This window comes from Falsihalocynthiibacter arcticus (genome assembly GCF_000812665.2).
GTDB classification, from domain to species: Bacteria; Pseudomonadota; Alphaproteobacteria; order Rhodobacterales; family Rhodobacteraceae; genus Falsihalocynthiibacter; species Falsihalocynthiibacter arcticus.
Genome location: NZ_CP014327.1, coordinates 4,195,043 through 4,215,261 on the forward strand (window position 1 = coordinate 4,195,043; position 20,219 = coordinate 4,215,261).

Annotated in this window: 17 protein-coding genes; 15 read left to right on the forward strand and 2 right to left on the reverse strand. The window is 52.3% G+C overall.

The features are described 5' to 3' along the window. Positions 1-34: 34 nt before the first annotated feature. Positions 35-955: a hypothetical protein gene (locus tag RC74_RS20605; RefSeq protein ID WP_039000986.1), complete on the reverse strand. Its 921-nt coding sequence runs from the start codon at positions 953-955 to the stop codon at positions 35-37. A 780-nt stretch (positions 956-1,735) separates the two neighbouring features. Between RC74_RS20605 and RC74_RS20620 the strand changes: the two genes are divergently transcribed. The 4 genes from RC74_RS20620 (at position 1,736) to RC74_RS20635 (ending at position 5,430) form a co-directional block, all read left to right on the forward strand. Continuing rightward, positions 1,736-2,161: a GFA family protein gene (locus RC74_RS20620; protein ID WP_082802379.1), complete on the forward strand. Its 426-nt coding sequence runs from the start codon at positions 1,736-1,738 to the stop codon at positions 2,159-2,161. A 397-nt stretch (positions 2,162-2,558) separates the two neighbouring features. Further along, positions 2,559-2,999, forward strand: coding sequence for a hypothetical protein (locus RC74_RS20625; protein ID WP_052274668.1), 441 nt, complete (start codon positions 2,559-2,561; stop codon positions 2,997-2,999). Between the two features lie 244 nt (positions 3,000-3,243). Continuing rightward, a complete protein-coding gene (locus RC74_RS20630) occupies positions 3,244-3,765 on the forward strand; it encodes a YcnI family copper-binding membrane protein (RefSeq protein WP_039000989.1) in 522 nt (173 codons plus the stop codon). 105 nt (positions 3,766-3,870) lie between these two features. Then, positions 3,871-5,430, forward strand: coding sequence for a copper resistance CopC/CopD family protein (locus RC74_RS20635; protein WP_052274669.1), 1,560 nt, complete (start codon positions 3,871-3,873; stop codon positions 5,428-5,430). A gap of 305 nt (positions 5,431-5,735) precedes the next feature. Here RC74_RS20635 and RC74_RS20640 read toward each other — a convergent pair whose 3' ends face one another. Beyond that, a complete protein-coding gene (locus tag RC74_RS20640) occupies positions 5,736-6,923 on the reverse strand; it encodes a tyrosine-type recombinase/integrase (protein WP_062628388.1) in 1,188 nt (395 codons plus the stop codon). Between the two features lie 407 nt (positions 6,924-7,330). Between RC74_RS20640 and RC74_RS20645 the strand changes: the two genes are divergently transcribed. From RC74_RS20645 to RC74_RS20695, 11 genes are all read left to right on the forward strand, one after another. Beyond that, on the forward strand, positions 7,331-8,545 hold the full coding sequence (locus RC74_RS20645) for a tyrosine-type recombinase/integrase (RefSeq protein WP_062628389.1): 1,215 nt from the start codon (positions 7,331-7,333) through the stop codon (positions 8,543-8,545). Positions 8,546-8,660: 115 nt separating this feature from the next. Further along, complete coding sequence (locus RC74_RS20650) at positions 8,661-9,749, forward strand: GntR family transcriptional regulator (RefSeq protein WP_062628390.1); 1,089 nt, start codon at positions 8,661-8,663, stop codon at positions 9,747-9,749. Positions 9,750-9,829: 80 nt separating this feature from the next. Then, the gene (locus RC74_RS20655; RefSeq protein WP_039000370.1) at positions 9,830-11,092 is read left to right on the forward strand and encodes a Gfo/Idh/MocA family protein; all 1,263 of its coding nucleotides are present in this window, start codon (positions 9,830-9,832) and stop codon (positions 11,090-11,092) included. Further along, positions 11,089-12,645, forward strand: a complete 1,557-nt coding sequence (locus RC74_RS20660) for a hypothetical protein (RefSeq protein WP_039000371.1) — start codon at positions 11,089-11,091, stop codon at positions 12,643-12,645. Before RC74_RS20655 ends, RC74_RS20660 begins: the two co-directional genes overlap by 4 nt. A 35-nt stretch (positions 12,646-12,680) precedes the next feature. Further along, on the forward strand, positions 12,681-13,943 hold the full coding sequence (locus RC74_RS20665) for an ABC transporter substrate-binding protein (RefSeq protein WP_039000372.1): 1,263 nt from the start codon (positions 12,681-12,683) through the stop codon (positions 13,941-13,943). Positions 13,944-14,013: 70 nt separating this feature from the next. Further along, positions 14,014-14,961 (forward strand): carbohydrate ABC transporter permease, encoded by a 948-nt coding sequence (locus RC74_RS20670; RefSeq protein ID WP_039000373.1) that lies wholly within the window; start codon positions 14,014-14,016, stop codon positions 14,959-14,961. Further along, positions 14,958-15,788 (forward strand): carbohydrate ABC transporter permease, encoded by an 831-nt coding sequence (locus RC74_RS20675; RefSeq protein WP_039000374.1) that lies wholly within the window; start codon positions 14,958-14,960, stop codon positions 15,786-15,788. The genes RC74_RS20670 and RC74_RS20675 overlap by 4 nt, the downstream gene beginning before the upstream one ends. Positions 15,789-15,791: 3 nt before the next feature. Continuing rightward, positions 15,792-16,799, forward strand: coding sequence for an ABC transporter ATP-binding protein (locus RC74_RS20680; protein ID WP_039000375.1), 1,008 nt, complete (start codon positions 15,792-15,794; stop codon positions 16,797-16,799). A gap of 8 nt (positions 16,800-16,807) precedes the next feature. After that, entirely contained in the window at positions 16,808-17,818 is a 1,011-nt protein-coding gene (locus RC74_RS20685; RefSeq protein WP_039000376.1) for an SIS domain-containing protein, read from the forward strand. A gap of 154 nt (positions 17,819-17,972) precedes the next feature. Further along, positions 17,973-18,731, forward strand: coding sequence for a carbohydrate kinase family protein (locus tag RC74_RS20690; RefSeq protein WP_236939996.1), 759 nt, complete (start codon positions 17,973-17,975; stop codon positions 18,729-18,731). Positions 18,732-19,260: 529 nt separating this feature from the next. Beyond that, positions 19,261-20,196: an IS110 family RNA-guided transposase gene (locus tag RC74_RS20695; RefSeq protein WP_039000377.1), complete on the forward strand. Its 936-nt coding sequence runs from the start codon at positions 19,261-19,263 to the stop codon at positions 20,194-20,196. The last annotated feature ends 23 nt before the right edge of the window (positions 20,197-20,219 follow it).

A 20,219-nucleotide genomic window follows, 5' to 3' on the forward strand; every position in this document is an offset into this window, starting at 1 on the left:
GTGGGGGAATCCTAACTTTCCCGCAGGAATCCCGTTACTTCCCCTTATTCCAATATTCTGGATCAACCAAATTTGACGCTTCTTTTAACCACTTTCGGACTGTCTTAGCATCCATGGTCAACCCAACAAGTTCGACGTCATCTCGAATGTTACTAGGAACATCGCTACGTTCAATTTTGGGGTCATATCCATATTGCTCGCACGCCATGGCTGCAATGAGTTTAAGGAGCGTGTCTCGCTCTTGATTGGTCATTTTCGTCTGCGCAGGGCCGGAGCTTTGTGGCTCTTTGGATGCCGTGCGCTTCTCAAGTATTGAATAGAATTCGGGATGAACAGGCAACTCTATTTCGTCCGTCAATTCCTTCAATTTGCCAAGAGGTTCAGAAACGTACCCCCAACCAGTGTGGTGATAATGCCTTCGCAAAACTTCATATTGCTGAAGCAAAAATTCGTAGGCGCTGAAGAGTTTTATCCCTTTCTTTTGACTATCCCTTAAGTCAATTATTTTTCTATCATCAATTGATTTTGGATTAGCGCCGATTGATACTAGCGTGAACTCGTGAAGCGAGAGTTTACCCATCCTCCCCCAGTATTCAAAATCAACCGCGAAAGACGGATGCCCAAAACCATATGCTATCGCACGAGGAACACGCTTTGTAAGTCGGCCAATTTCACCACTATGTAGCGCCGACCATTCACTTGACTTGATAGTATATGGATCGGAAAAATCGACAGCAATATTTTCGATGTCTTGATCGGAAAACTGCTCCAAAGCGTTAAGGACAAGTGCTCGCGTCTCATCCAATTTTTTCTCAAAACTATCAACACTGTCCAAATTATTTGGCCCAAATGTATGAAGCAAAATAGGGCGTTTCCAATCTAAGAGTTTGCCAAATTTTCTCTGCATAATTTGACTTATGATCGCGGACTTATCGTCCTCAGATAATGACGACATTACTTCCCTCTCAAGTGTTTAGAGGATTAAGCTGCCCTGATATCGTCAAGAAATCCAGCCCACCATTCGGCCATTCGCACTCGCTCTTCCCAAAAGGCTCCCCTTGCATAGGCCCGTCGCACTTCATTTCGCTCAACGTAGGCCAGTGCGCGCTCGATTGTATCAGGATGCCAAAGGCCGCTTTCTTTGGCTATGTGCGTCGTCATGCAGAGAGCACGCGCGAACGGTATCTATCTTTATCAGAAGTTGTACACCAAGCGTATTGGCTTTCAACAGGTCGCATCGCCCAGACATGTTTAGGCTTCAGTGGTCGCTTTTGGCCGACGATGCGCCCCTTGTTCCAAGCGGGCCGATGTGCGCGAATGACAGGTAAGTTTGGTGTTTGCATGACAGTTCCTCCGATCCGCCATGCCCCCCAAATCGACAACCCGACGTTGACAAAGCATCTGGGCCGTTCGCGACATTCATGAGTGAGGTAATTGGCCCAATTTCTGCACCATGTATATTTCGACTTAAAGGGCGGAAACCGGACCTTCGCTGCGGCTGCAAACCAGATTGGACAACTCAAAGAAAGCGGACGCTCACGGCGACGATCCAGTTTGTTCGATGTGCAAACGCCGCGAATGGCGGCAGTGAGCCCACTTTACCGGATGCTGCGCTTTGAACAAATGACTGCAAATACAACTCAAACTGTGCGTTTGAAGTCGGCGGACGGGACTGCAATGGTTTGGTCAAAGATTTGCAGTTGCGTTTACAGGTTGACGCGGCAAGGGTGCTCAAATGACAAAAACATACACAGGAAAATGCCTTTGTGGCCAGATCACGTATACTGCCAGTGGGTCGCCCATCGTTGTCGCCCAGTGCCATTGCGAGGAGTGCCGCCGATTGAGCGGGACAGGTCACACCGTCGGTGCAATGTTCGCCTCCGAAGTAGTCGCTGTGAGCGGAAAACTGAGTGAATTCAGCTACTCTTCTGACAAGGACTCTCAAGTTACCAAGGTCTTTTGCGCGAACTGTGGTAGCCCAATCTATGGCACGAACACGCGAATACCGGATCATCTAACATTGTCTCTTGGCACTATGGATGATGCGAGCGGACTCTATATTGAGGTCGTCATTTTTGAACGCGACAAACCTCATTGGGATCGGCTTGGGCAAGATGTTGTTTTCTTCGCGACACAGCCAGATTGGAAACCCGAAAGCTGAACGTCACCTTGTAAAGAGCAGCGTCCAGAAATTGGCTTTTGCGGCCCTTACTTCACCAAGAGCTAAGGGGCGCTTTGTCCGCATTGCAGCCTCTCGCCTTCCGATTTGGCGGTTATTTTTGTGTGCAACCGCAGCGAACGGCAGCAAGGAGTCCAGAAACACGGATGCTGCGTTATGCATGGATGGCCGCTATGACGAACAAATCAAAAAACCTGCAACGATCACTTGGGTTTTGAACGGGGGGTATGGCAGCGGAAGACTATCTATTTTCTTTCCCTGCCAAAAAGAGGGCTACTGGTAGGGCGTCATTGCCCAGATTTGCAGTTCGTGCGTCACTATAGCTCCTTGATAAGGCACACTTGCATCAGTAATCAATGTCCCGTGGAGGAAACGGGACGTGTCGAACTTAGTCACAACATCTAGCCGCCAATCGGTGGATTGGGTCGGTAGCGCATCGCGCTTGCCAGGCCACGATGTTGCGCTCCGATGTGTTCTTCTTCTGGCTCTGTTCCTGTCGGGCATTGTCCCTCAGGGACTTATGCGGGTTGCCAGTAATGACGGTATGATGCTTGTGCTCTGCACACCCGAGGGCCCTACGGAAGCCTGGTTGACGGATGATGGTCGCGCGTTGGATAAACAGCCCGCAGATCATCCCAAAGAAGGGCCGTCGAGCTGCATGGCGGTCACACTGTCGCTCGTCATGGTGCAGGCGTGGCTTTATACGTTTTCCGGACCGGCCGAGTTTACCGTTTTTCGCCAAGATTTTGTCGATCTCCGTCGCACACGTCTAATCGACAAAGCGCCACATCAGCCGCGCGCTCCACCAGTATTGACCTGATAATTTCACGGGGCACGTAATGCCTGCCGTAACCGACTGAGGACGGGTGCATGACGCACGTCCGGTTTCCGGGCATGGCACATCCTGACGCCAGTTCTCACGCATCCGTATTAGCTTCGGATCGCCTGTCGCCAGTCTTGTGTCCCCACATCCTACCCCAAGTTCGTCTGCCTTTATGGCTACGGAATCGTGCCGGGTGGGCATTCCGGTCGATCCACTAATTTATGCCCGTTGGAGAAAAACTATGAAAACCATTATGATCACCTTTGCTGCACTTTCAGTCAGCACATCGACGGCCTTTGCACACGCAAGTTTTGCCACCCCACATGCCGCACAAGGTTCGACCTATATCGGTGTCGTGAACATCGGCCATGGTTGCGCCGGAGAAGCGACGCTGAAGGTGCGGGTGTTAATCCCTGAAGGTATGATTGCTGCCAAACCTGTTCCAAAAGCAGGTTGGACGCTTGAAACTGTCACTGGAGTTTATGAAAACAGCTATGACTATTACGGCACACCCATGACAGAAGGTGTGAAAGAATTGATCTGGACTGGCGAGCTTCTAGACGCTCATTTCGACCAGTTTTCCTTTCGCGGCAAACTGACCGACACATTTGCGGTAGGATCGACTGTCTATTTCCCTGTTGTGCAGGAATGTGCAAACGGGGCCGAGCGCTGGATCGAAATCCCCGCCGAAGGTCAGGATCCCCATGAACTCGACGGTCCGGCTCCGGGTGTGGAAATCACCGAGCCGGGTGACAGCCACTAACTCGGCTGTATAACAAGGGGTCGTCCGATATCGGGCGGACCTACCTATCGGAGCTGAATAAGCCCGAACGGAAGAATCCAGGACAAACCGAGAGCGAGAAGACCGATGACACGACTGACAGGCATTCTGAATAGGCTGCTATGCACCTTGATTGCGGTTCTGGCGTTGGCGTCACCCGCTTTCGCTCATGCCGAGTTCCAAGGCAGCAACCCGGCAGCCGACGCTCTGCTCGACACCTTGCCCGAGACCGTAAACTTGCGTTTCAGCGAACCAGTTGGGGTGTTGACGATGGAATGGCTTCTGCCGGACGGAACGCGCAGCGCGGCTGAAGCATCAGCCAAGCCCGATGAGCTTTCTATTTCTGCACCTCCCGAAGCCGGACGCGGCACCTATGTGCTGAACTGGCGGGTCGCCTCAGCCGATGGACATCCGGTCGGTGGGGCACTGGTGTTTTCAGTTGGCGAAGTCACGGGCGGGGCCGAACCGGATCTTCCGGCAACCGCCATTCCCACCATTGCGGCGCGGTATCTGGCGGTTTTGAGCATGGTTCTGGCAGTTGGTGCGGCACTTTACGCCGCGATGATCGCGCCATTGCCCCCGGTTGCCGCCCGCATTGAGCGTGTGTCCGCTCTGGCCGCACTACCGCTAGCGGGCGTCGCGCTCGGAGCATACGGGCTTGATCTTTTGGGTCGCGGATTTCCTGCCCTGTTGTCACCCGCCCCTTGGATCGCAGCTGTGTCTGCGCCGCGCGGCTGGGGACTTTTGGTGGGTGCCGTCGCGGCGTTGATCGCGGGCAGCTCCATAAGGGGTCGCGGCGTGGCGCTGCTGGCACTGGGCCTCGGGGCTATATCGCTTGCTGTGTCTGGCCATGCCAGCGTGGGGCAGGATCGCTGGATCGGTCAGCCGCTGATGGGTCTGCACGCCGCCGCGTTGATCTTCTGGATCGGAGGATTGCCGCCTTTGATTGCCAGCATTTCGGGGTCGAATAGCCTACGGACTTTGCACAGATTCTCGAACGTGGCGCTTCCCACTGTAATCGTGCTCGTGGCCTCTGGCCTTGGCCTGATTATTATGCGCCGCGTGGATGTTGCGACCCTGATCGGGTCGAACTGGGGCAAACTGCTGGCTTTCAAACTGGTTCTGGTGGCCTGCATGCTTGCGCTTGCCTTGCTGAACAAGGCACGTCTGACCCCGGCGCTGACCGCAGCGCCTCTTGCTGGGCAAACCAGATTGCGCCGCAGCATTGGCGCCGAAATAGCACTCGGGATGGCCGTCCTGCTCGTTGCCATGTGCTTCCGGCTGACCCCGCCGCCCGGTGCCGAAGAGGCTACTGACCCGATTTATCTGCATCTGCATGGCGCTAAGCTAATGGCAGATGTCACTCTTTCTGATGCGCCTCCCGGTGCGATTAACATAACAATCTATTTCGCGGATGATGGCGCAGAGCCACTACTGCCCAAAGAAACCAGTCTTTCGTTCTCAGACACTTTAGAAGGTATTGGCCCAATCAAGATTGATGCGAAATTGACGCCAGAAGGCACTTGGCAGGCGGGACCGTTGACACTTCCCACTGAAGGGCCATGGGAAATGAAGTTGAGCGTTCTGATCACAGACTTTGTGCAATCCACTTTAACAGCAACATTTGCAAAGCCAGAAAAGCGGTAAAGGCTCGTTCGTATTGCCGATTTTGGCCACCAACCTAAAAACTTGTCAAAGACTTAAGTGACCATCGATGCAGCTTGCAGCGAAAGCTTACTTCGTCCGCAGTCTGTGAATTCACCGATCACTCGATTCTGCTTGCGCAGCGAAAGTCCGGTCTAACGGGCTGCATTGCGGCATTATCGAGGGTGGGCGAACGGCAGCAATGGGCCGGAAGTACAGTTTGTGTACCTCTCTGTTTTTTCCAGAACTCATGCACTCGAGAAACAGACCTAAAGACATTTCTAGGCAAGCAGGTAACGGCGAGACTGTTATCGCGCACGCAATTCGCCCAACAATTCAGCCCACCATTCGGCCATTCGTACTCGCTCTTCCCAAAAGGCTCCCCTTGCATAGGCCCGTCGCACTTCATTTCGCTCTACGTGGGCCAGTGCGCGCTCAATTGCATCAGGATGCCAAAGGCCGCTTTCATTGGCTACAGTCGAAAATGTTGCCCTAAATCCATGCGAAGTCATTTCATCGCCAGTATAGTCCATTCGGCGCAACGCGGCGTTCAAGGTGTTTTCACTGATGGGGCGATGAAATGAACGGGTAGATGGGAAAAGCAGCCGCCCATGGCCTGTCTCTTCTTTCAATTCCAGCAACAATTTAATCGCCTGCCTTGGCAACGGCACGGCATGTTCAATGCGCATCTTCATCCGCTCGGCTGGAATTTTCCAGACATTCGCTTCAAAATCGAATTCTGCCCATTCAGCTAAGCGTAATTCTCCGGGGCGCGTTGTGACGATTGCCAGTAATTCCAATCCCAAACGTGTGGTGTTTTGCCCATTATAACCTGAGATCGCTCGCAGCAATCCACCAAGTGCATCTTTGTCTGTTATTGCAGCGCGTGATTTGGTTTTTTGCCTAATAAGCGCATCGCGCAATGCAAACGTTGGATCGTTTTCAGCCAACCCGTTCGCGATGGCATAGCGAAACACCGCACCGACAGTGGATCGAATGCGATGCGCGGTTTCGTAGAGTTCTTTGGCTTCACTTTTTTTCAGGGTCTTCAGAACGATTGCCGAGGAAATATCATTGATTGGCAAGCGCCCGAAATCCTTGTTCGCGATGGCGATAAAAGACGATACTTTTTTCAAAGTTGCAGGCGCTCGGCCTTCTATCGTGATCTTGGCCAAATAGAGCGCAGCAATCTTTTCAAAGGTATTTGCGTTTTCCTGCTGTCGAAGCACATTACCTTCCTGTCGTGCCAAGCTTGGATTAATCCCAGCCGCAACGAGCTTTCGTGCTTCATCCCTCTTTTGCCTTGCTTGCAACAACGAAACATCGGGATATTTACCGAATGAAAGCAGCCCCTCTTTCCCATCCAACCGATACTTAAATCGAAAGAGCCTTGATCCGCTTGGCTGAACAGCAACAAACAAACCATCAAAGTCGCTTACTTTATAAGATTTCGCTCTAGGCTTTAGATTCTTTATCTTTACATCTGTAAGCGCCATGCTGGGGGTATCCAATTTTCCTAAATCTACCCCTACCCCCAAAGTACCCCCTTTTTAGACAGGATACAGCCGCACACGACTGGACGGGATAGGACAACAAATCGTTAGAAACCCTTATAAACAAGCTTCAATCGGATGTCACTGGACTTTAAAAAATTGGAAAATGGTGCCCCCACACGGACTCGAACCGCGGACCTACTGATTACAAATCCGAGGCACTGCAAAACCTCCACTCTACACAGCATAGTCCAACCTCGTCCACTGACATCCACTTTATATCTTTTTTAATAAGGGTTTATTGGAAAAAATTATTGCTGCACTGCAATCTTTCATCTACATTCGTCCGGTACGCTCCAGCTTAATCCCGCAAGTTTTGTCCCCCAAGTGTCCCCCAGAAGAGTATTGCCATGAAAATCAACCTAAACGATCGATATTTGCGCAGTCTGAAGGCACCTGAGACTGGGCGCTTGGAGGTTTCTGACACTAAACGAAACGGGTTGCGATTTAGACTTACGCCTAATGGTAAATCTAGCTGGATGTATGAAAAACGGGTAAAAGGGGGAGTAAAACGCAAGCACACGTTTGGCTCATGGCCAACTATTTCCCTCGCAGATGCAAGAGCAATGGCTTTGGAAATTGAGGCCGAGGCCACGAGGGGAATTGACCGTGTAATCATTGCCCAAGACGAGCAGTTGGCTCTCGAAGAGGCACGCGTCAGTCAACGGTCCGTTCAGCAAGTGATCAATTCTTATTGGGACTTACACCTTTCAAACTTGCGGACGGGTGAAGAACGTAAGCGACAGCTAGAAGCTGCATTATTGAAACATTTAAACAAACCAATCGAAGTCCTTTCCCGAAAGGACTTGCAGGAAGCCGTCGATGCGAAAAACAGGGAGGGCAAAAAGGTTTACGCAAACAGGATCAGGTCTGCCCTTCTTGCATTTACTAACTGGGCTTGGCAGCGTGACTATTTGGCCGATCCTATTGGCGCAGGCGTTGCAAAAGCTATTAAGGAAACTGCACGCGAGCGGGTCCTAACAGTTGAAGAAATTCGTGAAATCTGGGATACATCATTTTCGATGGGCGCATTGTGGGGACCCATTCTACGGCTAATATTTTTAACTGGCCAGCGCAGAAGCGAAATCATCAAGTTACGCTGGTCAGAGGTAGACTTAGACAAATCTCGTATCATTAAAGCGGGCTCACAAACAAAAAACGGCAAGCCACAAATCACGCACCTTTCGCCGCCAGCGCTAAAAGAATTGCAAACACTTGTTCAAACGGAGTGCGAATTCGTCTTTAGCACAACGGGCAAAACTCCCGTTTCAGGAATCTCAAAAATGAAACGGCAGCTTGATTTCCGATTGGGAAATGACTTTGAGCCTTGGCGACTACATGATTTCAGAACAGCAATGGCGACAGCGCTGGCAGAGGCTGGAGAGTCCGAAACTATAGTCGATAGAATTCAAAACCATCAAGCGACAGGCTCCGCTCCCAGTGCCGTCGCGAGGGTCTACAACCAATCAACTCAACTGCCGCAGCGTGCAAAGGCATTAGATAAATGGGCAGAGATACTGACAGGAAAACCTTCTAAAATCGTCAAACTTTATGGAAAAGCCTAACCAAAGATGTAAAGGCCATATTGTTTAGGTATTATCGGGCGACAGAGCAATTACAGCCGCCCCGCGCACGCATAGGGGTCCAAATAGCGTTATTTGATAAGGGACAAGGTTAAACGTGGTTAAGGCAAAAAACTCAAAAGAAGATGCTATCGCTTCAAAGATCGCTCGCATTCTTGCCAATGGGCACGACGGTCAACGACTTCCCCGTGTCAGGGATCTTATGGCAGAATTCAAGACCTCTCAACGGGTCGTTCAACGCGCTATAGCCCCATATGTAAGCCTAGGAAAGATAGAGGTGCGCCGAGGGCTTGGGATGGTGATATCCGTACCGGAAACAATTACCGAAACCTACGATGCGGATTGCCTAATCCTCTACCGAGACTCTGAAAGCCGCCTTCCGCGCAGGCTCTTAATTGAACTTGTCGCGCATTTGAGACGCGCAGGATATCGTGTCGTGCTGAGCGGTTTCAATAACGAAGCCCGCGCATTGGAATTGCTAGAAAATCGCGGGCGGGTGCGCTGCTGTCTTTTGCAAACCAATTTTGAGAACGTCTCAGTAAAGTTGCTTGCCCAAATAAAGAACGTCGCAGACAGTTTGGTTATCGACGGTGTATCCGTTACTGGAATCGATGCCGACGTCATCGGTACTAATTGGCGAGAAGCGCTCTCAATAGGATATCGCAAACTTGTTTCTCAGGGGCACACGCGCATCAGTTTCTTAACCTCTTCCCACGGAGCCCGTCAGATTGCCATGGCACGTCGAGAGTTCTTGTTGCTTAGCGAATGGCAAGGACCAGGGCCGTGTCCACTCCTCTGTCAAGTGGACCGGCTACCTGGTTCGTATCAGCGAGAAGATCTGCTTGCCGCACTTCCAAACCGTAATAACGGAGAAGGTGCCGCGACTGCTTTAATTATTTGGGGATTGGTAGACGGCTACCTCCTTGACAGTGCGCTGAACGAAAACAATCTTCGCTTAGGCGACGATATCAGCATCCTCTTGCTTGGCAGCGTTGATGTCGCGTCAGAGCATGTCACACGATTTAATATGGTCGGCAATTCCGATGCCGAAAAACTACAGCTATTTGAACGCACCATTATTTCACGAATCGAAGGCGATACCAGCGTCACTCAGACCCATTATTTGCCAATCTATCTCCTCGATCACGGGTCGATCCAACTTTTGGATGCCACGACCGGAGCCTAAAGTGAGTATAACCATGGTTATGCAGAAACTTATACTCACCTATAGTAGCACCTATCAGCAGCGGGATAGGCACTACGAATATGAGTTTGAAGAATTTGAATGACACAATCGGCCTGGCAATCATCGGTTCTGGTGAAAGAGGAGTTTACTTTATAGGTAGCCGAATTGCCGAGGCCGCCCCTCAAAGCAAACTGCGAATTGTCGGTCTATTCGATCTGCTGCCCGACCGCGCCCAACTGGCCGCGACGCATCTTGAAAGCATTTATGCAAAGACGGGTGAAGAGCGCCGTATGACTGTTTTCAAATCGTTGGAAGAAGCGTTGGCCGACCCCGATGTGGATATGGTGATCGTCACTACGCATACTGACAATCATCGCGTCCCAGTAGAAATGGCGGCCGCCGCGGGCAAGCGTATCTATCTGGACAAACCGATTTCAGTTTCTTTAGCGGACGCCACCTCAATTGCCGAGGCAGAGGCTCAGTTAAATCAACCGATCATGATGGGCTTTACCCGTCGCTATGAACGCCCATGGATCGAGGCCGTAAATCTCGCGCATGGGGGCCGCATCGGCACCCCGCAAATGGTGCTGCTCCGTTCGGTTATTCCTTATACGCGTTACTTACAGCTCTGGCACCGTGAACAGGCACGTTCTGGTGGCGCACTCAACGATAAAGGTTCGCATCACTTCGACGTATTGAATTGGATCGCAAATGGTGCACGCGCCGTACGTGTCACCGCAAGCGGCGGGACGTCAGGGATCTTTGCACAAGACACCGATGCGCCAGAGCGATGTGGGCTTTGCTCCCGTGACTGCCCATACCGCCGGCACGAAACGCTCGTCGATCGATTTGAAGGCGTTGGGCAAGTACCCAATGCAAGCTGGACGAAAGCGGATGCTGTACACAATCGCAACGACACCTGCGTTTATCATCCCGGCGCAAATATCGACGATCATGCGGTTGTCACGGTAACCTATGACACTGGACTGGTCGCGACGCTGTTCTTTACTATTTTCGGACCTTGGTCAGAGGATCAGGAAACGCTGGAAATTGTCGGCGAGAAAGGTCGCCTTCGCATGGAGAGGCATAGCGGTGAAATCGATCTCGTTGAAAATTATGGCCGCGCCCGTTCAGTTATCAACTACCCGAACCCAGACAAAGGCTCATCACATTTCGGAGCCGACAGAGAAGTGGTTCGGCAGATGGAGCAATTCATGCAGGGCGAAACACCTGCCGTCGGGATCGCTGAGGGTATAGCCTCGTTGCGATTGGTCCGTGCGGCCCAAATCAGTCTCAGCGACGGCGGGCGCCCAGTCGACCCATGGTCCGAGGATATCCAATGATTAACGCCCCCCTCCCAACCCGTTTACGTCCTCGCTCTGCGAAGCTTGATCTGCGCCCCTTCTATGGCGACATCCATAATCATTCTGATTTATCATATGGGCACGGCTCTTTTCCGGATGCGTTGACAAAGGCAGCCCTACAGCTCGACTTCGTTTCCATAACGGGTCATGCATATTGGCCGGACATGCCAGTAGACGACCCGACGGTCGCTCATATCGTCGATTTTCATGTCAAAGGCTTTGCAAAATTGCATGCCGCGTGGCCTGATCACTTCACAACCCTAAACCAAGCCGAAAGCCCCGGACGCTTTTCAATCTTCCCAGGCTATGAAATTCACTCCAATGCCGATGGCGACTATACCATTGTTCTAGCCGATTTGGACAATGGCCCGCTTCTACTGGCCGATACCCCTCAAGCTCTACGGACTGTGCTGGCGAAGCAATTCGGCGATCGTGCTTTTGCCTTTCCACACCATATTGGGTATCGGACAGGCGCACGCGGGATCAATTGGGATAGCTTTGACCCAGCCCTATCTCCCTTTGTTGAGATGTTCTCGATGCATGGTTGCGCCGAAGACTCCCAATCCGATCGCGGCTACTTGCATTCGATGGGGCCAGTTGACGGCCACTCAACGATGGAGTTTGGGTTAGCTCAAGGCCATATCTTTGGAGTGGTTGGCAATACCGACCATCACAGTGGATTTCCTGGATCATACGGGCATGGTCGCATGTCAGTTCTTGCCCCTTCGCATAGCCGCGACGCATTTTGGGCGGCTATGCAGGCTCGTAATACGACGGCGCTGACCGGAGATCGAATTCACCTGCTCTGCGAGATTGACGGAGCCATTCAAGGCAGCGTGATTGCGCCGCAAGTAGGCAGGCAACTCGGTATTGAAGTTGTTGCAGGCGGTGAGATTGACCACATTGATGTAATTCGAAACGGACAGCTCTGGCATCGCGTTAGCCCTGCTCTCACGCCTGCCCCTATTGACCCCGAGACCTCTGGTGAAACACTGATCTATTTGGAACTCGGGTGGGGGGCACGTGGAACCCGACACGATTGGGTCGGACGTCTTGAGATTGAAGGCGGTACCATTGACGCAGTCGAGCCGCGCTTCCGAGGACCCGAAATTGTGTCCCCTCTCGAAGGTGAGGACAGTGGTCATGACATACCAACCATTGAAATGGATGGTACTACTGTGACCTTTGCAGTTACCGCCGCGTCCAATCCAAACAACACAACTCCTGCAACACAGGGGCTGATGCTACGCGCGACTTTAGGGGCCAACGCCAACATCCGCGCAACGCTTTGCGGTCAGGACATCGTTGTGCCCGCAAAGCGCCTCTACGAGGGCGCCAAAAGTGGCAACCTTGGTGCAATCGACAGCCCCGCGTGGCGGTTCCATCAAATGCCTAACCCCGAACACTGGCAGTGGCAGGGCGGCCTGCCCTTAGGCGAATTGGCAGCGGGCGAAACCATTTACCTGCGGGTACGACAAAAGTCGGGGCAAATGGCTTGGAGTTCTCCAATCTTTGTCCAAACAGAAACCTAAGATTCAGCAAAATCAACAACACGGAGGAATTAACAATGAAAATGAAATCACTACTTAGCGGAGTTGCGGCACTCGCATTTATAGCAACCGGCGTGATGGCAGAAGATCTGACAATCGTGCATGGAGCAATCGGACGGGACCAAGAAGTTCTGCGAGGACAACTTGACCAGTTCGAAGCGGACACTGGACACACGGTCACAATCGTATCAATGCCGGAAAGCTCGACCGACCAGTTTGGTCAATACCGGCTTTGGCTCGCGGCTCAATCCAGCGATATCGACGTCTACCGGCTTGATGTGATCTGGGCTCCCCAACTGGCAAGCCACTTTATTGACATGAACCCGTATGTTGCAGACATTATCGGTGACTTCGTTCCCGCTGCGGTGGAAAGCCAAACCGTGAACGGCAAGCTTGTCGCGTTGCCATTTTTCCTTGGCGCCCCAGCTCTTTACTATCGTTCCGACCTTTTGGAAAAATACGGCGAGCAGGTTCCGGCCACGTGGCAAGATATGACAGCGACAGCCCAGCGCATCATGGACGCAGAACGCGCAGCCGGAAATGATGGTATGTACGGATTTGTCTTCCAGGGGGCGGCTTATGAAGGCTTAACCTGCAACGCACAGGAATGGGTCAACAGCTTTGGTGGTGGCCGGATCGTTGAACTTGATGGTTCGATTAACATTAACAACGAAAAAGCAGCTGAAGCCCTGACACTCGCCGCCAGTTGGGTCGGCGGGATCGCGCCCGAAGGTGTTCTCAATTACAAAGAAGAAGACGCGCGTGGCGTGTTCCAATCAGGCAATTCGGTCTTCATGCGAAACTGGAACTACGCCTATGCCCTGTCGGCCGGTGAAGACAGCCCGGTTCGGGATATTTTTGCCGTTACGACATTACCTTCCGGCGGCGAAGGGACCACCTCAGCGGCCACATTGGGCGGATCGAGCCTAGGCGTCTCCGCCTATTCTGAGCACCAAGATGCGGCGGTTGAACTGGTTCAATTCCTCACAAACTATGAAAACCAGAAAGAGCGCGCGATTGTCACCTCTCGTCCACCGACCTTAACGGCTGTTTATGATGACGCCGAGGTTGCCGAACTTCAGGAATTCATCCCCCTTTGGAAACCTGTTGTGGACAACGCCCTGCCACGTCCCTCGGCTGCAACACTCCGTAAATACAACGAAGTCTCGGCTGCCTTCTGGACTGCGGTGCACAACACAATGTCCGGTGACGGAACGGCCGAAGAGAACCTCGCAGAACTCGAGATTGATTTGACACGCCTAAGGGGGCCACGTTGGTAATCGGCTTTTAAAAAAACCTCTCTGGGCGGCAGTTCACGTCGCCCAGAGCTTCACTACAATGAGAGATTAAATGACAGATAAAGCTTTAAAATCAAGGCTATCGCGTAGCCGCACACGATCCGCATGGCTTTTTCTGGCTCCAATGCTGGTTACATTGTTCGTTGTTGCCGCATGGCCCCTCGGGCGCACAATCTGGTTTAGTTTCACCGATGCTTCCCTTGATATGATTTCCGAAGCACGATGGGTCGGTTTTCGGAACTATTTGGAATATGTCGACTGGGGGGACGGCAACGGACAGTACTATGGAATTCTTGTCGATGCACGTTGGTGGCGGTCGGTCATAAATACGATCGTGTTCGCTCTCGCATCCGTTAGCCTTGAAACCGTTTTTGGCCTGATCATCGCCCTTGTGTTAAACCAAAAATTTCGCGGACGCGGGTTTGTCCGCGCTGCTGTGCTTATACCCTGGGCCATTCCAACGATCGTCTCTGCCAAGATGTGGGCTTGGATGCTGCATGACCAATTCGGAATCATTAATGACATGTTGCAATCATTGGGTTTGATCACCGAACCGATTGCTTGGACGGCCTCCCCCAGCACCGCCATGATCGCTGTGCTGATGGTCGATGTCTGGAAAACGACGCCTTTCATGGCCCTCCTAATCCTCGCCGGATTACAAATGGTGCCGCAGGATATTTATGAAGCGGCAAAGCTAGACGGTGTGCCTGCCCATCGCGTTTTCCGCAAGGTGACTTTACCACTTATCATGCCAGCGGTTCTTGTGGCCGTTGTATTTCGTGCCTTGGATGCATTGAGGATTTTCGACATTGTTTATGTTCTCACCCCCAATACAGACGCCACACGGACGATGTCAGTCTTTGCCCGCGAAAACCTTTTCGATTATGACAAATTCGCTTATGGGTCGGCCGCATCGACCCTTCTGTTTCTTGTTATTGCACTCATAACAATCGCCTTCATCATGATAACGCGCATGGACCTAGAAGGAAAACGCTCATGAAACCGAAGCTTTGGCAAATCATAGGGCTTTACGCGCTTGTCGCCGTCATTGTCCTACAGGCCGTCTTTCCGTTCTATTATGCTATTCTTACTTCGCTTGAAGACGGACAGGACCTTTTCGAAGTCAACTACCTGCCTCACGCCCTGAATTTTGTAAATTACAAGGCGATGCTGTCAGGTGGAGCCTTTGGGAAGCAGATCCTGAACTCGATCGTTGTGGCAAGCGTTGTTGTCGTTCTATCGCTCTTTTTAGCAGTCACTGCAGCTTACGCATTATCTCGGATACAATTTCGCGGACGGGGTCTCCTACTTTTGACAGTGCTATCCGTTTCCATGTTTCCGCAGATTGCGGTGCTGTCCGGCCTCTTCGAGGTGATCCGCTACTTTGGCCTGTTCAACTCGCTTTGGAGCCTCGTTTTTTCCTACATGATCTTCACGCTCCCCTTCACAGTTTGGGTGCTGACAACGTTTATGCGCAATATTCCCCTGGAAATTGAGGAGGCTGCAATCATGGACGGAGCTTCATCGTTCACAATCATCCGCCGCGTGTTCCTCCCCCTGATGTGGCCCGCGATGGTAACAACAGGACTGTTAGCTTTCATTCACGCTTGGAACGAATTTCTCTTTGCGCTCACATTCTTAAGCACCGATGACCAGCGCACAGTGCCCGTGGCGATAGCGCTAATTTCCGGGCGGAGCGAGTTTGAGATCCCTTGGGGTAATATCATGGCTGCTTCCGTGATTGTTACACTGCCGCTGATCGGGCTGGTTCTCATTTTTCAGCGCAAAATCGTATCCGGCCTGACCGCCGGTGCAGTAAAAGGATAAGAAATGGCAACCGTAGAATTAATTAATGTCTCAAAATCCTATGGGCCGGTCGAAGTCCTGAGGGATATCAACCTAAGTCTTGAGCTGGGTGAATTTGTGGTCTTTGTTGGCCCGTCCGGTTGCGGAAAATCCACTCTTTTGCGCATGATAGCCGGCCTTGAAGACATCACAAGCGGTGAGTTGCGTATTGCAGGCGAGCCCATGAATGACGTGCTCCCCGCCAAACGCGGCATCGCGATGGTGTTCCAATCCTACGCGCTTTACCCCCATATGACTGTTTTCGAGAATATGGCTTTTGGGCTGGAACAAGCTCGCCTATCTACTGATGAGATCACCGGGCGAGTACATAAGGCCGCCGGAATGCTTCAAATCGAGCCCCTTCTGGATCGCAAACCAAAACAATTGTCCGGAGGTCAACGCCAGCGCGTTGCTATTGGCCGCGCCATCACCCGCGATCCACGCGTGTTTCTTTTTGACGAACCTCTCTCGAATCTTGATGCATCGCTAAGGGTTGAGACCCGACTAGAAATAGCAGCACTTAGTGAGCGGCTGCCGGAAACAACAATGATTTATGTAACCCATGACCAAGTCGAAGCGATGACGCTTGCGGATCGGATTGTCGTGCTCAATGGCGGAAACGTCGAACAGGTTGGCTCTCCGATGGAGCTATATGAAAACCCTGCGAGTCAATTTGTTGCGGGATTTATTGGCAGCCCAAAAATGAATTTCCTGACCGGCACAATCGCTGAAGCTCGCGGCGCCACGACCTACGGCATCCGACCAGAGCACATTCAACTGTCAAAAGACAAAGGCAACTGGAGTGGCAAAGTTATCCTAACTGAACGTCTGGGAAGCGATACCTTTGTGCATGTTCAAGCCGAAGGCATCGGTCCCGTCAATGTCCGTATCGAAGGACGTGCCGACATCAGAAATGGTGAAACGGTGCATCTATCACCAGATGACGCGTCGGTTCACTTGTTTGATGACAGCGGCCGCCCATTACATCGTTAGAGGAAACCATGAGTACAGGTATTATACAGTTGCGCGCAGAGATGGCGCGCCAACACAGCGATGCACTGCAATCCCTTGAGGAGGCTCGCGCCCAAGCTCCAGAAATTGCACAAGCATTGCGCAAACGTGGGCGATTAGTTTTGTTAGGGATGGGTGGATCGCATTGGATAAATCGTGCAGTCTGTTCGTACTACCGCGACGCTGGACTTGATGCGACAGCACATGTTGTGTCCGAATACATGCGCTCCCCGCTTCCAAACGATCCGGCGATGCTCGTCACCTCTCAATCAGGCCGCTCTGGCGAAGTTTTGCGGTTGATCGCGCGGGGTCAAGTCAGTCCCGTCGCTTTCGGATTAACGCTAGAAGAGGATAGTCCGCTAGCCAAAGCCCTGCCCTCTTTGATCGGAACAGGTGGGCCTGAATTGGCCTATGCCGCGACCAGATCGCAGTTGATTACGCTTGCTCAGCACGCGGCTATCCTCGAAGCACTGGGCCAAGACATATCAGACATTGAGGCGATTTTGCGGGTTGGTCCGAAACAACACTCATCGCCAGAAGCCGTGGAGCGGTTAGAACGTGCACCAGTTGCGGTTATGATCGCACGAGGCCAGGCCGCACAGGGGGTAATGGATGCCGCCGCTCTTTGTCTTATGGAAACTGCCCGCATGCCTGTCTTCGGATTGGAAGCTGGGCAATTCCGTCATGGCCCCTTTGAGATGATCGAACCTGATAGTGCGATCGTGATGTTGCGCGGCGCTGGGCCAAATAGCGACGACCTCGCAACCTTGGCGCTGGAATGTCTGTCGTATGGCATGTGTCCCATCATCTTTGATTGCTCGGGGCGCGGTCCTGTAGACGGTGCTATCACGCTCCCCCTTCGCACCCAAAGCGGATTAGCTTTGGCATTTGAAAGCTTACCCGCCGTCCAGGAATTGATCGTAACAGCCTCTAGCTTACGGCTACCTGATGCGGGCCTACCTCGCCGATCAACCAAGGTCGCAAGCGCGGAGGTTGCTTAATGCTTGGTCCCATTGCCGTCATTGGTAACGCCAATCTAGATCTTGTCGGGGCCCACTTGATCATTGGCCAGAGCGCGGCACGGAGACTTTTCTAAAATGCGCAGACCGCCGGATCGGCGGTTCGGCTGCAAACACTGCACTGGTTCTGCAACGATTGGGATCGCAGTCTGGGCTCATCGCTTCGGCGGGGGAAGATATGGTTGGAGAGATGATCCGAGCTCAGTTTTCTGGCCCTTTAGACCGGATATCTCTAGCGGCCGGCCCCAGTTCTGTCACTTTCGGGCTGTTGCACAGCAAGTCCGAACGTACATTTTTTTCCACTCCTGGTCATCTCGATACATTTGATTGCGCCCAAATTCGTGAGAACCTTGAGGGCTGGCCACTCAAGGCTGCTCTTGCACTGGTTTCTGGCAGCTTCGCATTACCCGTACTAGCGGATGAAACGGCATCGCTTTTGTCAGACTTACAATGTTCTGGCGCCCGCACCGCTATCGATCCCGGTTGGCCCGATGGCGGCTGGACACATCAGAACCAATCCCGCGCCATGAAATGGATTGCACAAAGTGATATCATCCTCCTGAACGACAAAGAAGCGCTTGGGCTCACCAACCAAAAAACAATAGATCTCGCGGTTGACTACCTTTCCTCTATCTTGCGGCCCGAGGCTGAACTTGTGATCAAATGTGGCCCCAAGGGTGCGATAAGCAGCGTATCGAATTCGCGCTTCGAAGCCAGTAGCCCAGCCTCTAACATCATGGATACTATTGGCGCAGGGGATGCTTTCAATGCAGGCTACCTTGCCGCTCGCCAGACGGGGCTTGGCCCGTCTGAGTCTCTCACTGCGGGTTGCACGGTTGCAAGCGCAGTCATTCAGGTCTTTCCACGAAGCAACAGGCCGCTAAGTTTCCTTTAACGCTTATGCAGACTTAAGGTCGCGCTTAGAAAGAGGATTGAGCTGATCATTCCAAGAACGCCCGCTTTGAGCGACGTGTCGGTCGATTTGCGCTCGCAGCAAAAGTCCGGAATCCGCCCTTAGTGTTTAATGACACGAACGGCCCAATGTATGTACCGGCTACTGTTTGCAAATGATTTTTTCACATGTTCTCGGAAGTCGCTCATATGTATCCGGCCTGTTGATCGACACGCGGGTCGTGGCCACATTGGGGTTACGCTCGCACCGTGATCTCATTAGCGGAAAGGCCTATGATGACCATTTGGGCCGTCAGATTCCCCCTCTTGTCTTATGAATTGGCCAGCTCCTGTGCGATACAGGAGCCACTGCCCGGCACGTCATTTATGACGGGCAGTGGCGGGGGTCGGACCGTTCCCCTCTTGGTCATAGCGGACCGTGCCTGAGTATGGTCGCCCCCGTCTTTTCTATCGACCTGAACGGATACATGGGCTTTGGGCCCGCATGACAAGACGAGGTAAGGAAAAGACAAATGAACGATACCATTGGAATCGACATCTCGAAAGATACGCTGGACACCTTTTGGCTTTCAAAACGGAAGCACAAGCAATTTGCCAACACCAAGACGGGCTTGAGGGCTCTCACCAGCTGGATACGAGAGGCAGAAGTGTCTTTGGTCATTTTCGAAGCAACTGGCGTCTATCATCGGCTGCTGGAAACCAGTCTTGCAATGCATGATTTTCCTTTTGCACGGGTTAACCCGCGTCAGGCGCGCCGCTTTGCCGAAGGAACCGGCACACTGGCCAAAACGGATCGGGTCGATGCCGCCATGCTGGCCCGAATGGGCTCTCTCCTGAAGTTGAAAGCTGACAAACCCAAAAGTGAAACTCTTCACAATCTCAAAGAGTTGGAGACTGCCAGACAAGCTTTGATCAAGGATCGAACAGCTGCGAAGGCACGGCGGAGTACAGCAACCTATCCACTGCTCAAAAAGCAGATTGGCCACCGCCAGCAACAGATTGCGCGCGACCTTGCACGAGTCGATGCGGCGATTGAGGCAATCATCACTGCTGATAGAACGCTCTCACAAAAAGCCGACATTCTCATCAGCATTCCGGGCATTGCGAAGATAACCGCATATGCGATGCTAATCGAAATGCCCGAACTGGGCAGCCTGAGTGGAAAGCAGGCCGCGAGTTTGGCTGGTCTTGCTCCGATCTCACGCCAATCGGGGAAATGGCAAGGCAAAGAACGTATTCAGGGCGGGCGCGCTGTTTTGCGCAAGGTCATCTATTTGCCAGCTGTGGTCGCTACGCGTTTCAATCCGGATATGAAAGTAAAATATCAAGAGCTGATTGCCAAAGGGAAATGCAAGAAACTTGCGATTACAGCGGTTATGCGCAAACTCGTAGTCATGGCAAATGCGTTGCTACGCGACGGTCGAAAATGGACCGAAACACGGGCTTGACCAATACGGATACTCAGGCATGT